This window comes from Streptomyces tamarix, from assembly GCF_032423885.1.
Taxonomy (GTDB): domain Bacteria; phylum Actinomycetota; class Actinomycetes; order Streptomycetales; family Streptomycetaceae; genus Streptomyces; species Streptomyces tamarix.
Map to the genome: position 1 here is coordinate 28071 of NZ_JAWCTQ010000053.1, position 16852 is coordinate 44922.

General features: G+C 75.8%; 13 protein-coding genes. 3 read left to right on the plus strand and 10 right to left on the minus strand.

The features are described from left to right. Positions 1 to 102 precede the first annotated feature (102 nt). The 7 genes from RND61_RS28685 to RND61_RS28715 form a co-directional block, all read right to left on the minus strand. Positions 103 to 1122, minus strand: a complete 1020-nt coding sequence (locus RND61_RS28685) for a transglycosylase family protein (RefSeq protein WP_315881052.1) — start codon at positions 1120 to 1122, stop codon at positions 103 to 105. Between the two features lie 113 nt (positions 1123 to 1235). Beyond that, complete coding sequence (locus RND61_RS28690) at positions 1236 to 2528, minus strand: cytochrome P450 family protein (protein WP_315881053.1); 1293 nt, start codon at positions 2526 to 2528, stop codon at positions 1236 to 1238. Then, complete coding sequence (locus RND61_RS28695) at positions 2525 to 4735, minus strand: tetratricopeptide repeat protein (RefSeq protein ID WP_315881054.1); 2211 nt, start codon at positions 4733 to 4735, stop codon at positions 2525 to 2527. Before RND61_RS28695 ends, RND61_RS28690 begins: the two co-directional genes overlap by 4 nt. A 60-nt stretch (positions 4736 to 4795) precedes the next feature. Next, positions 4796 to 5779, minus strand: a complete 984-nt coding sequence (locus tag RND61_RS28700; RefSeq protein ID WP_315881055.1) for a nucleoside triphosphate pyrophosphohydrolase — start codon at positions 5777 to 5779, stop codon at positions 4796 to 4798. Positions 5780 to 5802: 23 nt separating this feature from the next. After that, positions 5803 to 6453, minus strand: coding sequence for a SurA N-terminal domain-containing protein (locus RND61_RS28705; protein WP_315881056.1), 651 nt, complete (start codon positions 6451 to 6453; stop codon positions 5803 to 5805). 82 nt (positions 6454 to 6535) lie between these two features. Next, complete coding sequence (locus tag RND61_RS28710; RefSeq protein ID WP_315881057.1) at positions 6536 to 6955, minus strand: GtrA family protein; 420 nt, start codon at positions 6953 to 6955, stop codon at positions 6536 to 6538. Next, positions 6952 to 7914: a glycosyltransferase family 2 protein gene (locus RND61_RS28715; protein WP_315881058.1), complete on the minus strand. Its 963-nt coding sequence runs from the start codon at positions 7912 to 7914 to the stop codon at positions 6952 to 6954. The genes RND61_RS28710 and RND61_RS28715 overlap by 4 nt, the downstream gene beginning before the upstream one ends. Before the next feature lie 114 nt (positions 7915 to 8028). Between RND61_RS28715 and RND61_RS28720 the strand changes: the two genes are divergently transcribed. Continuing rightward, a complete protein-coding gene (locus RND61_RS28720) occupies positions 8029 to 10482 on the plus strand; it encodes a YfhO family protein (RefSeq protein ID WP_391654347.1) in 2454 nt (817 codons plus the stop codon). Positions 10483 to 10492: 10 nt separating this feature from the next. Next, positions 10493 to 11362: a class I SAM-dependent methyltransferase gene (locus RND61_RS28725; protein ID WP_315881060.1), complete on the plus strand. Its 870-nt coding sequence runs from the start codon at positions 10493 to 10495 to the stop codon at positions 11360 to 11362. Between the two features lie 21 nt (positions 11363 to 11383). Here the strand turns inward: RND61_RS28725 and RND61_RS28730 are convergent, their stop codons facing one another. The 3 genes from RND61_RS28730 to RND61_RS28740 form a co-directional block, all read right to left on the minus strand. Further along, positions 11384 to 12955 (minus strand): serine/threonine-protein kinase, encoded by a 1572-nt coding sequence (locus RND61_RS28730; protein WP_315881061.1) that lies wholly within the window; start codon positions 12953 to 12955, stop codon positions 11384 to 11386. Further along, positions 12952 to 13569, minus strand: coding sequence for a hypothetical protein (locus RND61_RS28735; RefSeq protein ID WP_315881062.1), 618 nt, complete (start codon positions 13567 to 13569; stop codon positions 12952 to 12954). The genes RND61_RS28730 and RND61_RS28735 overlap by 4 nt, the downstream gene beginning before the upstream one ends. Positions 13570 to 13676: 107 nt before the next feature. Beyond that, the gene (locus RND61_RS28740) at positions 13677 to 15746 is read right to left on the minus strand and encodes an N-6 DNA methylase (protein WP_391654349.1); all 2070 of its coding nucleotides are present in this window, start codon (positions 15744 to 15746) and stop codon (positions 13677 to 13679) included. A gap of 222 nt (positions 15747 to 15968) precedes the next feature. Here RND61_RS28740 and RND61_RS28745 point away from each other — a divergent pair, with 222 nt between their 5' ends. Further along, the gene (locus RND61_RS28745) at positions 15969 to 16808 is read left to right on the plus strand and encodes a DUF4190 domain-containing protein (RefSeq protein WP_315881064.1); all 840 of its coding nucleotides are present in this window, start codon (positions 15969 to 15971) and stop codon (positions 16806 to 16808) included. Positions 16809 to 16852: the final 44 nt, after the last annotated feature.

The window sequence follows — 16852 nt, forward strand, 5'->3', positions numbered from 1 at the left end:
CGCAGGTAGGGGCGGAGACGGACGGATCGGGCGGCGCAGGGGCGCGAGTTGGGGCAAAGAGACTCTTGTCTCACTTCCGAGAAACGGACATTCGGCCCGTAACTATCCCTCGTTCACGCCCAGATCGAGGCTCTGGCCAGGGAGGATGAGGTCGGGGTCGGTACCCACGGTCTCGCGGTTCGCGTCGTAGAGCGCCGGCCAGCCGCCGGCCAGCTCGTGGGTGTCCGCGATGGCCCACAGGTTGTCGCCGGGCTGGACGGTGTACGTGCCGTCCGCGGCGAGGCCCTCCGCCGTACGTGCCGTTCCGTCACCCCGCGAGGTGTGTCTACCGTTTTCACGCCCACTGACCGTATTGTCGGATTCAACGGACTCGCCGGACCCGCCGGATTCGCCGGACTCATCGGTGGCGCCCGGAACCGTCGGAGCGGTCGCGGCCTCCTCCTTGGCCGGCTCGCCGCGGTGCCTGCCCGTGCCGGAGGCGGAGCCGCCCGTGCCGCCGTCGGCCGCGGGCGCGTCACCGGAGGCGGCGGGGTCCGCGGGGTCGTCGGAGGGCGTGGCCGTCGCGTCCGGGGCGGCGGGGGCGGTGGTCTTCCCGCCGCCCTCGGCCGTGCCGGAGGGGGTCGTGGCGCCCTCGGTGGCGGCCTTCGCCGGCGCGGCGGGCTCCTTCGACGCCCCGGCGTCCGCACCGGTGCCCGCGGACGGCTCCGGCGTGGCGCCCGGGCCGGTCTCCGCCGGGGCGGGGTCGCCCGCGCCGGCCAGGCCCGCGATGGGCGCGCAGGTCTCCCACGCGGCGGAGCCCCGCGCGGCGAAGACCTTCTCCGCGACGGCGATCTGCTGGGAGCGGCTGGCGAGGTCGGCGCGCGGCGCGTACGCCGTGCCTCCGTACGCCTGCCAGGTCTCCTGCGAGAACTGGAGGCCGCCGTAGTAGCCGTTGCCGAGGTCGGCGCTCCACATGCCGCCGGTCTCGCACTCGGCGACCCGGTCCCAGGTGGCGGCGTCGGCGGCGGACGCGGTGCCCGCGCCGAGCAGCGGCAGGGCGATCGCCGATCCGGTCACCCCCGCGGCGACGACGAGGGCGGGAGCCTGACGGGGTCGACGGTGTCGTCCGTTCCCGGAGCGCATGCGTTGGACCTTTCGCGTGACTGCTGAGGTGACGGTGAACGTAGCGGCATTCGAACGCCAGTCACAAGTCGATGCAGGGGAGATTACGCGAACATCACAGAGCTGATGGTTCGTCAGATCCTTTCGGGGGTGAACTCCACCGGGAGGGTCCGCAGCCCGCGCATGATGAGCCCGCCGCGCCACCGCAGTTCGTCCGGATCGACGGCGAGGCGCAGGTCGGGCAGGCGCGTCAGCAGCGTGGCCAGCGCGGCCTGCCCCTCCAGCCGGGCGAGCGGCGCGCCCAGGCAGTAGTGGATGCCGTGCCCGTACCCGAGGTGCTGGTTGTCGGTCCGCCCGAGGTCCAGGGTGTCCGGGGCGTCGAACCGCTCCGGGTCCCGGTCGGCCGCGGCGAGGACGACGAGGACGGGGTCGCCGGGCTCGATCCGCTGCCCGCCGAGGACGAGCGGCTCCGTCGCGTAACGCCAGGTCGCCAGCTCGACCGGCCCGTCGTAGCGCAGCAGTTCCTCCACGGCCGTGGCGAGCAGCCCCGACTCGCCCGCGGCGAGGGACCGCTGGAGGCGGGCACGCTCGCCGGGGTTGCGGAGCAGGGCGTACGTGCCGTTGCCGATGAGGTTGACGGTCGTCTCGAAGCCCGCGAACAGGAGGATGAAGGCCATCGCGGCGGCCTCGTTCCCGGTGAGGTGCTCGCCGTGGTCGGAGGCGCGGATGAGGCCGGAGATCAGGTCGTCGCCGAGGTCCTCCCGCTTCCGCTCGATCAGGTCGACGAGGTACGCCCGCATCCGCTTCACGGCCCGCGCGACACCGCCGCGCGGGCTCTCCCGCCGCCCGCCCCCCTCGGACGAGGACGCCGCCCGGCCGCCGTGCCGGATCATCTGCCCGGCCCAGTCCCGGAAGTCGTCCTGGTCCTCGGCGGGCACACCGAGCATGTCGCAAATGGCGTAGATGGGGAGGGGGAAGGCGAACTCGTGGATGAGGTCGGCCTCCCCCCGCGCGGCGAAGCCGTCGATCAGGCGGTCCGTCAGCTCCTGCACGCGGGGGGCGAACTCCGCGACCCGGCGCGGGGTGAACGCCTTCGACACGAGCCGGCGCAGCCTCGTGTGGTCCGGCGGGTCGATGTTGAGCAGGTGCGTCATCAGCTCGGCCTTGCGCTCCCCCGGGATGCCCGTCTTGCCCTTGGCGTGCGCGGGCCCGCCGTGGTGCGCGGGGTCCTTGCTGAGCCGCTGGTCGGCGAGGGCCTGCCGGGCGTCGGCGTACCGGGTGACCAGCCACGCCTCGACGCCGCTGGGCAGCCGGGTCCGGTGCACGGGCGCGTGCTCCCGCAGCCAGGCGTACGCCGGGTACGGGTCGGTGGCGAACTCCCAGGTGAAGAGTTCGGGGGGCGCGGCGGGGTCGTGGGCGGCGTTCACCCCACGACGGTATCCGCCCCGCCGCCGAGGTCCTCCGCGGCACCCGGGTGCCCGGCGTCGGCGGCCTTGCGCATCCAGGCGGCGGCCTCGTCCTTCCGGCCCTCCTTCTCCAGGAGGCGGGCGAGGAGGAAGGCGCCGTAGGGGTCGCCGAGCTCGAAGCCCTTCTCGTACCAGGTTCGGGCCTGGTCCCGGTCGCCCCTGCCCTCCAGGAAGGCGCCCAGGTGGGTCGCGTCCATGGGGTGCCAGGAGAACTCCCGCAGGTACTCCTCCGTCCCCTCCGGCGTGACCGGATCGTGCCGCGCCAGGTGCCCCTCCCTGCGGGTGTCACCTGCGTCGGCCGCGCGGCGGAAGAAGATCTCCGCGAGCAGCGAGTCGCCCCGGTACAGGTGGTACGCGCCGAGGCTGCCCGCGACCTCCGCGTACTCGGCCTCGAACGCGTCCACGTAGTGCTTGAGGGCGCCCTGGTCGTCGCCCAGGCCGAACAGCAGGTCGCCCAGGTGGTGCGCCGCTTCCGGGTCCCCCTCGTCCGCACCCTTGCGGAGCCACCCCATCGCCCGGTCCCGCAGCAGCGTCCCCAGGAGGGTCGCCGCTCCGGCGGCACCCGCCTCGGCGGCCCGTTCCAGGTAGGGCTCCGCCGCGCGGGCCTCGCCCCGGTCGGCCAGCACCCGGCCCAGCTCGGCCATCGCGCCCGGGTGCCCGGCGTCGGCGGCCCCGCGCAGCCAGTCCTCGTCGTGGAGGAGCTGTGCCAGGCGGTACATCGCCTCCCGGTCGTCCGCCTTCGCCCACGCCCGGAAGTGCTGCAGGGCCCGTACGGAGACGGCCTGCCGGTCGTGGGCGAGGGCCAGGTCCCACACCTCGTACGGGACGCGCGGCAGCCCCTTGGTCACCAGGGCCTCCCCGATCAAGGAGCCGTACGCGGCCAGCTCCGCCGTGCCCGGCGCCTCCACGAGCAGGCCCGTCACGCCGAGGCGCGGCCGGGTCGCCCAGGCGAGGGCCGCGTCGAACGCCTCGGCGTGCTTGGGGGCGTACGTCTCGTACACGGCCCGGACCACGTCGCGCGGCAGCGGCCCGGTGAGTCCGCAGCGGGCCAGGTCGAGGGCGGCGCGGACCAGCTGGTGGCCGGACCGGTTCCCGGAGGGGCGCCCGGCCCGCCGCCACTCCTCCCACAGCTCGGGCCCGACCGCCAGGTACTCGGTCACGCTCCGGTCGCCGCGCCAGGTGTACGCACCTTGGAGGTGCGCGTCCCGCGCGCCCTTCAGACGGGCCAGCTCGGCGGCGCTCCATTCGAGGTCCAGTTCGACGGTCCGGGCGCGGCCGAGGAGGCGCCCGGACGTCAGGGAGCCGAAGCGGTACTCGTCGTAGGCGGCGTCGGACATCGTGGCGACGACCGGCACGCCCATCGCCATGAAGCGGGACAGCAGCGCGGCGTCGAGGCCCCGGTCGGCGTCCAGGTAGCGCTCCAGGTCGTCCAGCCACAGCACGCAGTCGTTGTCCCGGGCGCGGATCCACCCGGGCAGCGTCCGCAGGTCCGCGCCGGGCAGCGGGACGCACACCTCGGTGCCGGGGGCGAACCGGCGCAGGTGCGCCCACGCGGTCGTCGTCTTCCCGGACAGCCGCTCCCCCGTGATCACCAGGAAGCCGCACTCCCCCGCCCCGGCCAGGTCCGCGTCGCGGTCCCGGGGGACGTACGGCCCCTCGTGCCGGGTGCCGAGGGCGAGCGGATCGGCCGTCGCCGCTTCCCACCAGAGGGCCGGGTCGTCGGGTGCTTCCGCGCCGTACTGGACGCTACCGATGTACCCCGCCTGGACGAGGTGGGCGGCGGTGCCGCCGGAGACGGTGTTCCGGGTGGGGGCGGCGGGGGCGTCCCCGGCCGGGGGTGCCTCGTCGGCGGGGCGGCGCACGTCGCGACGGAGGTCGCGGGCGCGTTCCGAGGTGACCTCCCTCACGAAGGAGCACAGCTCGGCCAGGGTCCGCGGGTCGCGGGTGGCCGCCCAGCGCAGCCAGTGCTCGGCCTCGGCGCGGACCACGTGGGGGCCGCCGTCCACCCGTGCGCGGGCGGCCCGGTCGTTGGCCACCAGCTGGCCGAAGCCGCGGGCGGCCGGCTTGTCGAACGCCTTCAGCCGCTCGATCAGCTCCCCGTGCCTCTCCGACCGGACCGCGCGGAGCACGGTGGTGACGGTCGCGTCCCGCGTCTGGTCCCCGCCCACCGGCCCTCCCCAACTCCCAAGCCCTGCCGGGCCGGAGGGCCACGTTACCCAGCCGGGCCGTCACCCGGCCGGGTGACCCTCCGCCGCGCGGATCGCGTCGCGGTACGCGCGGGCCGCCGCCCGCAGCGCGGCCTCCGGGTCCACGCCGTCCGCCTCCGCGCGGGCCGCCAGCTCCAACAGCGCGTAGCCGACGCCCTCCCCGGACGGCGGCTCGACGTCCAGGCCGGCGTTGCGGACCCGGCTCGCGAGCTTCGCCGCCAGGGCGAGGCCCGGCTGCCCCAGGGGGACGCCGTCCGTGACGGAGGCGCGCCGCTTCTCGACGGCCTTGGTGCGCAGCCAGTGCTCCTTGACCTGCTCGGGCGTCTCGGCGGTCTCCTCGCCGAAGACGTGCGGGTGGCGGTGGACGAGCTTCTCGACCAGGCCGCCCGCCACGTCGTCGAGGGAGAACGGCTCCTCCTCGGCCTCCTCGGCGATCCGGGCGTGGAAGACGACCTGGAGGAGGACGTCGCCCAGCTCCTCGCGCAGCTCCTCGCGGTCGCCGTCCTCGATCGCCTCGACCAGCTCGTACGCCTCCTCGATGGCGTACTTGGCGAGGCCCCGGTGGGTCTGGCGGGACGACCAGGGGCACTCGCGGCGGATGCGGTCCATCACCTCGACGAGGTCGAGGAGGCGGGCGCCCGGCAGGTCGTACGAACCGGGGAGCAGCTCCAGGTCGGGCATGGCGACGCGGCCGGAGCCGGCCAGGCGGGCCAGGCCGTCGGTGAGGTCCCGGTCGCCCTCGCCGGTGGCGAGGACGACGACCGTGCGGTCCCCGGCGCACGCGTCGACGAGCTCCCGCGCCGTGGGCGCCGCGGTCTCGACGGCGACCCCCGCCTCGCGGAGGTACGGGAGCTGCGGGTGGTCCGGGTCGGGACACAGCACCGCGTCGGCGGCGTGCAGGGTCTGCCACGCCGGCCAGGACAGCACGCCGGGGGCCACCCGGTGGCTGGTGGTGAGGAGGACGAGGCGGCCGGTGCCGGGGGTGTCTGCGGCTTGAGCGTTCACCCTTCGAACCTACCGCCCCGGCCCTACGCCCCCGTCGGGGCCGCCCCCGGGTCCTGGGTGACCTGGCGGAGCCAGGGGGCCTGGTAGCGGCCGAGCTGGATCTTCTCGTGGTCCCAGGTGCCGTACCGGGGGTTCACGTCGATGCCGAGCTCCTCGGAGGCGGCGCCGAACAGGTCGGTGAGCTTCTTCTGGCCCTCGGGGGAGCCCGTCACGCCGTGCTTCTCAGCGATCTTGTTCATGAGGATGTTGCGCCGGACGACCCCGTCGATCTCGCCGGGCGCGGTGCCCTGCTGCTGGAGCAGCATCGCGGCGAGCTGCCCGTCCCCGCCGTACTGGCGGGCGGCGTCGCGCCGGGTCTGCTGGACCTCCTTGCGGCTGACCGTGATCCCGGCGTCGGCGGCGACCTTCTCCACCAGCCGGTCGAAGATCATCCCGTTGAGCTTCTCGCGGCTCAGGTCGCCCGTGGCGCGGATCAGCTGGTCGGCCTGGGGCGAGGCCTCCTGCGCCGAGCGGACGTCCCGGACCTGCGCCTGGAGCGCGGCCGTCTCGATGCGGTCCCCGCCCACGACGGCCGCCGCGCCCGGGTGGGCGTCGCTGCCGCAGGCGGTGAGGAGGGGGGCCGCGACGAGGAGGGCGGCGGACACGGAGAGCGCGGTGCGACGGCGGCGGTGCAAAGGGGCCTCCCGGCGTGGGTCGTACGTCAGAGTCAACGACCTTGCGGTGATCGATGGTAAGCAGTGGATGTGGCCCGGGCCACTACTTCGGAGCCACTTCTGCCAACGAGTCACGGTCCTTGGGGTTCTCGGGCCGCAGCATGATCGTCCGGGAGACGACGAACGTGACGGGGACGGCCGCCGCCGCGGCGAGCAGCGGCGCGTACCGGCTGGACAGGCCCGCCACGCCGACCAGCAGCCAGACGCCGGCGGTGGTGATCACGAAGTTCGCGGCGTTGGTGAGGGGGAACAGCAGGAACTTCCGCCAGGTGGGGCGGGTGCGGTAGGTGAAGTGGCTGTTGAGGAAGAACGAGCCGGTCATCGACAGCAGGAACGCGACGACGTGCGCGGCCACGTACGGCAGGCCGCACGCCAGGAACAGCAGGTAGCAGCCGTAGTACGTGCCGGTGTTCACCACCCCCACCAGGGCGAACCTGACGATCTGGCCGCTGACGCCGGTCATCTTCGGCTGAACTCCCCCGGGGACGGCTCGGTGCTCGGCACGCCCGTGTTCGCCGCCTTCACCAGGAAGTGCGGGCGCCGCTTCACCTCGTAGTAGATACGGCCCACATACTCCCCGATCAGGCCGAGCATCACCATCTGGACACCGGCGAGCGCGGTGACGGCGACCAGGAGGGTGACGTACCCGGGGGTGTCGACGCCGTTGAGGAGGGCGTCGCCGACGATCCACGCCGCGTAGAGAAAGGCCGTGGAGAGCAGGAGGAAACCCAGGTAGAGGGCGGCGCGGAGCGGTTTGTCGTTGAAGGAGAGCAGACCGTCGAGCCCGTAGTTGAGGAGTTTGCGGAACGTCCATTTCGAGCGGCCCTGTTCGCGCGTCTCGTTCTGGTACTCGAACGTCGTGGTGGGGAATCCGATCCAGGCGAAGATCCCTTTCGAGAAGCGGTTGTACTCGGTGAGTTCCAGCACCGCGTCGACGGCCCGGCGGGACAGCAGCCGGAAGTCCCCGACGCCGTCGAGCAGCTCCACGTCGACGAGCCGGTTGACCACCCGGTAGTAGGCGCGGGCGAGCAGGGTGCGCGTGACGCGGTCGCCCTCGCGGGTGCGGCGGGCGACGACCTGGTCGTAGCCGTCGGCGTGCAGGTCCAGCATGCGGCCGACGAGCCGCGGCGGGTGCTGGAGGTCGGCGTCCATGAGGACCACCGCGTCACCGGTGGCGTGGCGGAGCCCGGCGAGCATGGCGGCCTCCTTGCCGAAGTTCCGGCTGAAGGAGACGTACCGGACGCGGGGGTCGGCGGCGGCCCGCTCCTGGAGGAGTTCCAGCGTGCGGTCGCGGCTCCCGTCGTCCACGTAGACGAGTTCGAAGTCCGCCGCGAGGCGGCCCAGTTCCTCCGTCACGTGCGCGTGGAACCGGGCGATGATCTCCTCTTCGTCGAAGCAGGGCACCACTATCGAGATCAGCACGGCGTCCACGGAAACGGCCGCGCGTGTCGGGTGCGGACCCCTTCCGTGGCGGGCAGGCGGCGATTGGATGAACTCGCTTTCGCCGCCCGGGAATTCCCGCTTTCCCGGTGTCATATTCGGGGCGTGGCCGAGTCCCGTACCCCTCCGTCCGCTCCGCGCGCCTGCGGCGCGGCCGCGCTGCTCGCCGTACTCGCCGTCTGCGCCGGTGACGCCGCCGCCCGGACCTTCCCCTTCGGGCCGCGCACGCGCGCCGTCAACGACCTCGGCAACCAGTTCGTGCCGTTCCACGCCCACCTGTGGGACCTGCTGCACGGGCGGGTCGGGGGCGGGCCGCTGAACTGGCGGTCGGGGTACGGGACCAGTCTGCTGCCCGACCTGGGCACCTATCTGACCAGCCCGTTCGCCCTGCTCGTCGGGGTGTTCCCGCGGGACCGGATCGACCTGGCCGTGTACGTGGTGACGGTGCTGAAGCTCGGCGCGGCGGCCGCCGCCATGGCGCTGGCGCTGCTGCGGCAGCGGCGGGGCAGCCGGTGGGGGGCGGCCGTGCTGGGCGCCGCGTACGCGCTGTGCGGCTGGGCGGTGGTGGAGGCCGCGTACAACCCGATGTGGCTGGACGGGCTGATCGCCTTCCCGCTGCTGTGCCTGGTCGCCGCGTGGGTGCGGGAGGGGCGGCGGCCGGTGCTGGGGCCCGTGGTGGTCGCCGTGTGCTGGGCGGCCAACTTCTACACCGCGTACATGGCGACGCTCGGCGCGGCGCTGGTGCTGCTCGCGCGGGGCGGGGCGCGGCCCCGGGTGCTGGGGCGGGCGGTGGCGACGGTGGGGCTGGGGGTCGGGCTCGCCGCGCCCGTGCTGGTGCCGGTGTTCCTGGGGTCGCGGCACGCCTACCCGGGGTGGACGCGCCACTTCGACGCGGCCCCGTGGGCGGACGTGGCGGCGCGGGTGCTGCCGGCGACGTACAGCTTCTTCACGCCGGCCCTGTTCCTGGGGGCGGGGGCGCTGCTGCCGGCCGCCGTGCTGCCGTTCCACCGGGGGGTGGCCCGGCGGGAGCGGCTGGTGTGGAGCGGGCTGGTGGCGGGGGTGCTGCTGTCCGCGCAGTGGGAGCCGACCCATCTGGTGTGGCACGTCTTCGCCACGCCGAACGGCAGCCCGTACCGGCAGACGTTCGTCCTGGCGGGGGTCGTGGTGATGGCCGCGTGGACGGCGGTGGCCGCGGGCCGGCCGGGGTGGCGGGCGCTGCTGGGCGGGGTGGGCGTGCTGGCCGCCGTGGCGGTGGCGGCGGCGGACAGCGCGCTGGTGACGGGCGCGGCGTACGCGCTGTTCGCGGGCGGGGTGGCCGCCGCCGCGGGGGCGGTCGTCCTGCTGGGGCGTGCAGGGCGTGCGGGACCTGCGGGGCCGTCGGTGCGGGGGCGGCGGGTGGTGCGGGCCGTGGGGGGCGCGCTGCTGGCGGGCGCCGTCGTCGTGCCGGCCGCGGCCACCACGGCGTACGCCGACCGGGAGCGGCCCGCGCGGCTCGACCACTACCCGGCGTGGGGCGGCGCGCACGACGCGCGGGCGGCGGCCGTGCGCGCCGTCGACGGCTGGCCCGCCTACCGGACCGACCCGGGGCGGCCCCAGCTCACCGGCAACGACCCGCTGTTGGTGGGCGGGCAGGGCGCCGCGTACTACAGCAGTCACACGCCACAGGTGTGGACGCGGACCCTGGCCGCGCTGGGCGGCGGCTGGACGTCGCACGGCCGCGGCCTGCAGAGCCTCGACAACCCGGTGACGGACGCCCTGTTCGCGGTGGGCGCGCGCTGGCGGGACGGGGTGCTGGTGCGGAACGGGGAGCGGCTGCCGCTGGTGACGGTACGGCCGGGGGCCGGTTCCGACGGGCGGGAACTGCGGTACGGGCCTTCCGCGTTCCGCAACCAGGAGCTGCTGCTCGGGTCACGCGTCTACGACCTCCCCGCGGACGGCGCGTGCCCGGTCGGCAGCGACGTCTTCGTCTGGGCGCCCGACTTCACCGGCACGGCGCGCCTGGGCGGTACGGGCCGGTCGGTCGAGCTGCGCGGCGGGCTGCCCAAGCGGCGGGCCGCCATGGCCCCGCTCGGCACGCAGCGCGCGGCCGGCGTGCGCGTGCAGTGGCGGGGGCGGGGCGCCGTGCCCGAGGGTTCCGTCGGCTGCCTCGACCGGGGGCGGCTGAGCGAGGCGGTGGCCCGGCTGCGGACGACCGCGGCGGTGGACGTGCGGGTGGACGGCGGCGGGGTGCGCGCCGTGCTCCCGCCGGGCGCGCACGGGGTGGCGGTCCTGGCGGCGCCCCGGATCGCCGGGTGGCGGTGCGGGGGGCGGCCGGCCGGGGAGTACCTGGGCCTGGTCGCCGTGGACGTCCCGAACGTCCCGGACGGGTCGCCGGTGAGCTGCGCGTTCCGCCCGCCGGGGCTGCGGGCCGGGACTGTGGTCGGGGCGGCGGCGCTGCTGGTGCTGGTGGGGGTGGTGGTGCGCCTCCGGCGCGCGCGTCGCCCGCACGCCACCGAGACTTCACCCGTGCACCACCGTGCCGTCTCCCGGGAACCGGCCGGTGCGGCGTAGCTTGCCCCGCATGCCCTCCCTTCTGAGAAATCCGCTGACGCGGCGGCTGCTGCGGCCCGCCCTCTCCCTGGTCGAGCAGCGCGTGGAGCACCACGCGCGCGCCCTCCAGAAGGACTTGGACGCCCTGCACCACGAGGTGGCCGACCTGCGCCGGCAGAGCTACGGGCTCGGGCTGCTCCTCGACCACGCCGGCCGCGGCGCGCACCGGGTGCCGACGCCCACGCAGGTGGACCGGCTCGTCGGCGAGGTCCGCGCGGTGACCGGCGCGGCGGACGAGCGGGTGCGCGGGGAGGTCACCGTGGCGTACCGGCACCTCGTGGCGCTGGAGGCGCTGGGGGCCGGCGGGATCGGGGGGACGGTGGCCGACGTGTGCGGGCGGCTGGCGGCGGTCCCCCTCCTCGCGGTGGGTGCCGCCGCGGACGGTGCCGGGGGTGCCGCGGGCGGGGGCGCGGACGGCACCGGGGGCGCGGGCGGGGGCGTGGTGGAGGTGCTGGAGTCCGGTGCCCGGCACGGGCTGTTCGCGGCGGCGCTGTGCCGGATGCTGCGGCGGCAGGGGGTGGAGGCGCGGCTGACGCTCGTCGGCCCGCTGGACGGCGCGCCCGCCCGGGAGGAGGCCGTGCGGGACGACCTCGCGCTGGGCGGCGGGCGGCCGGACGGGGCGCGGCTGGTGCGCGGCCGGCTGGACGAGCCCCGGGTCCGCGAGCTGGTCGCGGACCGGCGGTACGGGGTGGTCCTCCTGGACGTCCCCCACGACGGGGTCCGCGCCCTGGCGGCGCCGGGCGCGGTGGTGGTGGCCCCGACCCCCGTCCCGGGGCCGGGTCCGGGCCTGCGGTCCCTGGGCGAGGTCGCGGACTCCGCGTACCACCGCGCGACCGCCTGACCGCCCGGCCGGGGCGCCGGGTCAGCGACCGCGCACCTGTTGCTGGTGGGTGAGCGCCCGGCGCAGCTCGCCCGCCAGCGGGTGGTACGGGCCGTACGTGCGCTCCGTGTCGTACAGCAGGTTCTGGAGCTGCTGGTACGCCCCGGAGTGGTCGCCCGTCGTGAGCAGCAGGTGCCCGATCCGGTGCCGGATGCCGAACGCCCGGCCCGGGTCGGCGCCGGGCTGCTGCCGGGCGCTCTCGTAGTACGGCAGGATCGCCCGGTACTCGGCGAGCGCCTCCGCCGCCTCGCCGAGCTGTTCCAGGCAGAGCGCCGCGTCGTGGCGGTACTGGAGGGTCTGCGGGTCGGCCGGGCCCGCCTCGGCGGCCCGGTCGGCGGCGAGGCGGCGCAGCTCGGGCAGGGCGCGCCGGTACTGGCCGTCGTCCATGAGGGTCGTCGCGTACTGCTTGCGCAGGACGCGGACGACGTGGGAGTGCTCGCCGTGCTCGGCGGCGGCGGCCGGGAGGATCGCGCCGAGGAGGTCGACGGCCTGGGTGATGCGGCCCTCCCCGAGGAGCCGCTTCACCTCGTCGACGGCGGCGGCCACGCCGGGCCGCCCGGCGACGGGCGCGCCGGTGGCCGCGGCGCCGGACGGCGGGGCGGTCGGGGGCGGCGGGACGTGGACGGCCGCGGCGGGCGCGGAGGCCCGCTCGGGCCAGGGCGCGAGGGGGCGCGTGAAGGGCCGGGTGGGGTCCATGGGCCCGGTCGGCCCCGTGCCGCGCGCCGGGAGGAGCGGGGCGAGCGCCTCGTACACCTCCTGCGCGCCGGAGGGCCGGTGCCCGGGGTCCTTGGCGAGGAGCCGCAGCACCAGGGCCTCCAGCGCCTCGGGGGTGTCGGGGCGGAGGTGCCTGATGGGCTGCGGGGGCTCGTAGAGGTGGCGGTGGAGGACGCCGAGGGCGGTGGAGCCGGCGAAGGGCACGTTCCCGCTGAGCAGTTCGTGGAGGACGACGCCGAGGGCGTACAGGTCGGTGTACGGGCCGACGGCGCCGCCCATGGCCTGTTCGGGCGCCATGTAGGCGGGGCTGCCGATGGGCGAGCCGGTGTGCGTGAGGCGCGTCGTGTCGGTGTCGAGGACGGAGGCGACCCCCAGGTCGAGGACGGTGACCGTGCCGTCGGGCTTCACCATCACGTTGCGCGGCTTCAGGTCGCGGTGGACGATCGGCACGGCGTGGACGGCGGCCAGCACCGCGCACAGTTGGGCGGCGACGGCAACGGCCCACTGCCACGGGTACGGCTCGTGCTCGGCGAGGTGGTCGGAGAGGTCGGCGCCCTCGACGTACTGCATGACGAGGTACAGGTCGTCGCCGTCGCTGCCGGCGTCGTGCACGGTGACCAGGCCGGGGTGGGCGACCTGGGCGGTGACCCGGCACTCGCGGACGAAGCGGCGGCGCATGTCCTCCGCGTCGGCGGCGGCGGCCATGTGGTCGGGGCGCAGCAGCTTGACGGCGACGCGCCGGTCGAGCCGCCGGTCGTACGCCGTCCAGACCTGGCCCATGCCGCCCTGGCCGATGACCGTGGCCAGCTCGTACCGGCCGGTGATGACCCGTCCGTTCACCGGCCGCCGTCTTCCTTCCGGAGGAGGTCGCTGAGCTCGTCCAGCTCGGCGCGGACCTGGTCGATGCGGGGCGCCGCGGGCGCACCGGCCCGCGGGGCGGCCGGGGGCCGGGGCGGGACCGCGGGCCCCGGCACGGCGTGCGGCTGCCCCCCGCCGTAGGGGGGCATCGCCGCGGGGGGCGTCCCCGTGTACGGGGTCTGCGGCGGCGGGTACCCGTGGCCGGACGCCGGGCCGAGGGGGAACGTCGTCGCGTACGGCGCGGCGGCCCGGGCGGCGGCCGGGCGGGCGGCGCGCCGGTCGTGGTGGCGGATGTCGGCGTACAGGAAGTACCCGGTGAACAGCGCGGCGTTCAGCAGGAGGCCGCCCACCGAGAGGTTGGCCCGCATGCTGTCCGTGTCCTCCGGGATGAAGACCAGGCACGTGACCGTGAGGACCACGGAGAGGCCGAACAGCCACCAGTCGCGGGGCCGTCGCGTCACCACCGCGAGGCGCAGGGGCGCCGCCCCCGTGAGGAAGCCCAGGCTCAGCAGCGGCAGCACGGCGAACAGGACGCGGAGCACGACGACGTGGGTCGGCGTACGACGCTGCGGTGGCACGGGGCCGGGGCCGTACATGGCTCCTCCAGGAGGCCGGGTGGGGGGAAGACGTCCGATACGGGGATGAGCGTATACAGCGACACGGACAACGGCCGCAGGGTTGTGCGGATCGGCCGTGCGGTTGCTCACGCCTCCAGCGTGCCGTCCGTCAGCCCGTCGTACATGCCGCGCACCAGCCGCTCCCCGAGGCGGCCCGCCTGGCGCAGGGCCTGCTCGAACTCGGCGAGAGCGCGGAACCGTTCGCCGTACCGGCGCTGCTCGGCGAGCGGCAGCCGGGGCAGTTGGAGGCGGCGCACGTCGAGGCGGGTGGCGGTGGAGGCGTAGCTGCTGGCCTGGCGCTGGTTGGCGGTGCCGCGCAGGAACCCGGCGAGGAACCAGGGGTCGAGGGCGGCCGGGTCGGGGCGCAGGAGGTGGAGGTTGCGCCCGAGGGCGGCGCCCGCGGTGGCCTCGTCGACGACGCGTGCGACGGGGCCGCCGCCGAGGACGGGGACGACGACGTCGCCGGTGCGCAGCAGGACGGGTTCCTCGCCGTCCGGGGGGCCTTCGGGAAGGGTGCCGCCGGGTCCCCGGCCGGTGAGGACGTCCTGCTCGGTCAGGACGCGGGGGCGGGCGGCGGGCGGGCCGTGGCCGGGGGCGGTGCCGGCGCCGCCGGCGTGGAGGCGGAGGGCGCCGGTGCGGGCGAGTTCGCCGACGGTGACGCCGGGCGGGCGGGCCGGTCCGGCGGGGGCGGGCGCCGGTTCGGTGCGGGTGATGCCGCCGGGCGGCGGGGCCAGCTCGGCGGTGCGGCGCAACTGGGCGGCGAGCCGGTCGGCCACGGTCGCCAGCTCGGCCGCGCCGCCGCTCGCCGCGGGGGGCGGCAGGTGGCGGGCGGGCGCGAGGTCCACGTCGTCGTCGAGGAGGTCGATGACGGGCAGGGAGCGGCTGGTGCCGGGGCGCTCGGGGGCGGTGCCGTGCCGCTCGAACGGCGTCCAGGCGTCGAGCACGGCGGTGTGGACGGCCTGCCAGTCGAGCCGGTCGCGGCCGGTCGCGCCGTGCGCGGACGCGTCGACGAGCAGCAGCTCGGGCGACGGGGCGGTGGCGCCGGGTCTGCGCAGCACCCACAGGTGGAGCGGGACGCCGTATGGGGGCGCGGCGCCGGCCGGGAGGGCGACGACCGCGCGGAGGGCGCCGCGGCGCAGCAGGTCGGCGCGGATGCGGCGGCCGGAGCGGCGGGACGCGGCGGCGGGCGGCATGAGCAGCACGGCCGTGCCGCCGGGGCGGAGCCGGGCGAGGGCGTGCTGCACCCAGGCGAGCTCGGACTCCGTGCGGGCGGGCAGCCCGTACTCCCAGCGGGGGTCGTAGGCGAGCTCCTCGTGGCCCCAGTTGCGCTCGTTGAACGGCGGGTGGCAGAGGACCGCGTCGGCGGCGAGGTGCGGGTGGGCGTCGGCGCGCAGCGCGTCGCCCGCGCGGGCGTGGACCTCGGCGCCGGTGTGCAGGGCGAGGTGGAGCGCGCCGAGGGCGGCCAGGTCGGGGTCGGCCTCCTGGGCGTACAGGGCGGCGGGGGCCTCGACGGCGCGGAGCAGGGCGCCCGTACCGCAGGCGGGGTCGAGGACCGTGGGGCGCTCGGCGCGGCCGGGCGGGGCGGCGAGGGCGGCCATGAGGGCGGCCGGGCCGGGCGGGGTGAGGGTGAACTGGCGGGGGTGGGCGTCGAGGTGACGGCCCAGCAGGAACTCGAAGGCGGCCGGGGCGCCGCCGCTCCCGGCGGCGAGTTCGACGGCGGCGCGCAGCAGCGGCACGGACGGGGCGAGCGCCTCGGCGGTGGGGGTGGGGACGGGACGATGGGGGCCCAGCCGGGCGGTGAGGGCGCCGTCGAGGACGGTGGGCAGCAGCTCGGCGAGGTGCTCGTCGGGCACCCGGGTCCCGGCGGGCCACAGGGCGGGCCGTTCGTGGACGAGGAGGAGGGCGCAGCCCGCGTGGACGAGGGCGGTGGCGGCGCCCCCGGGATGGCCGGCGACCTGCTGCCAGACCCTCTCCCGCAGGGGCACTTCGGCGAGTTTGCCCTGGGCGCGCAGCCAGCGCTCGACGTCGGCCAGTGCGAAGGACGGGCTGGTCTCGGTGCCCCCGACCGGCTTGGGGAAGTCGGCGTGGCGGCGGCGCCAGTTGCTGACGGCGGCCCGGCCGACCCCGGCGAGCCTGGCGATCTCGGCGGCGGTCACCTCTGGTGCATTCGTGTTCTCCGGCACGTGGCCGCTCCCTCCGTCCGCGATGTGCCCGCATCCTACGGCGAGTACACGATGACACTGTTTCACAGCGTGAGCAGGTAACGAGTAAAGAATGCTTGTTGACTGAGTTCACAAGCTCTGGTGTGATTGACGCATCGCTTCACGGGGCTGCGTCAAGCTCCGTCCCCGTCCCATGACTTCGCCCGGAGGGCATCCATGTCCCACCCCACGCAGCAGCCCCAGTACGGCGCGCCGCACCCCGCTCCGCCCGTCCCGGCCGCTCCGGCGCGCAACGGGCTGGGCACGGCCGCGCTGGTGCTCGGCATCATCGGCACGGTCTCCGGGTTCATCCCGCTGTTCTTCTGGCTCGCGGGGATCCTCGGTCTGCTGGCCCTGATCCTCGGCCTGGTCGGCCGGGGCCGCGCCAAGCGCGGCGAGGCCACCAACAAGGGCGTCACGACGGCCGGCGCGATCCTCGGCCTGGTGGCGCTGATCCTCTCCGTGGTCGGCGCGTACCTCACGTACAAGGCCGTGGACACCGCCGTCGACGAGATCAACAAGGAGCTGAGCAACACCGCCCCGAAGGACACGGCCGGCGGGGACAAGGGCACGGGCGCCGCGGGCGACGCCGGCGGCACGGACGGCGGCGCGGAGGGCGACAAGGTGCCCGAGGTGCTTTCCGCCGACGAGACGATCATCTACGACGACGACCTGAAGATCACCGTCTCGGCGGCGAAGTCCTTCACGCCGAGCGACATCTCCTCCGGCCACACCGCGGGCAACAAGGCGTACAAGGTCACCGTCGTCGTCGAGAACGGCAGCAAGGAGAAGTTCGACGCCGACATGGTCCTCCTGGAGGCCCGCGCCGGCAAGGACGGCGTGACCGCCGAGCAGGTCTACGACGACGGCCTGGACGGTGTCACCGGCACGGTCGCGCCCGGCAAGAAGGCCACCGGCACGTACGCCTTCGACGTGCCCGCCGACGCGAAGACCCTGACCGTCGAGGTCACCCCGGGCTTCGAGCACGAGGCCCAGCAGTGGGAGCTGAAGTTCTGAGCGGACGCCCCGCACCGGGGGCACGGCGTGGGGGGGGGGGGGCC

What these genes read in the sequence shown, in the direction of transcription:
- RND61_RS28685 (WP_315881052.1), bottom strand. Translation starts at nt 1,122, where the DNA reads ATGCGCTCCGGGAACGGACGACACCGTCGACCCCGTCAGGCTCCCGCC.
- RND61_RS28710 (WP_315881057.1), bottom strand. Translation starts at nt 6,955, where the DNA reads ATGACCGGCGTCAGCGGCCAGATCGTCAGGTTCGCCCTGGTGGGGGTG.
- RND61_RS28725 (WP_315881060.1), top strand. Translation starts at nt 10,493, where the DNA reads ATGCCCTCCCTTCTGAGAAATCCGCTGACGCGGCGGCTGCTGCGGCCC.
- RND61_RS28735 (WP_315881062.1), bottom strand. Translation starts at nt 13,569, where the DNA reads ATGTACGGCCCCGGCCCCGTGCCACCGCAGCGTCGTACGCCGACCCAC.
- RND61_RS28745 (WP_315881064.1), top strand. Translation starts at nt 15,969, where the DNA reads ATGTCCCACCCCACGCAGCAGCCCCAGTACGGCGCGCCGCACCCCGCT.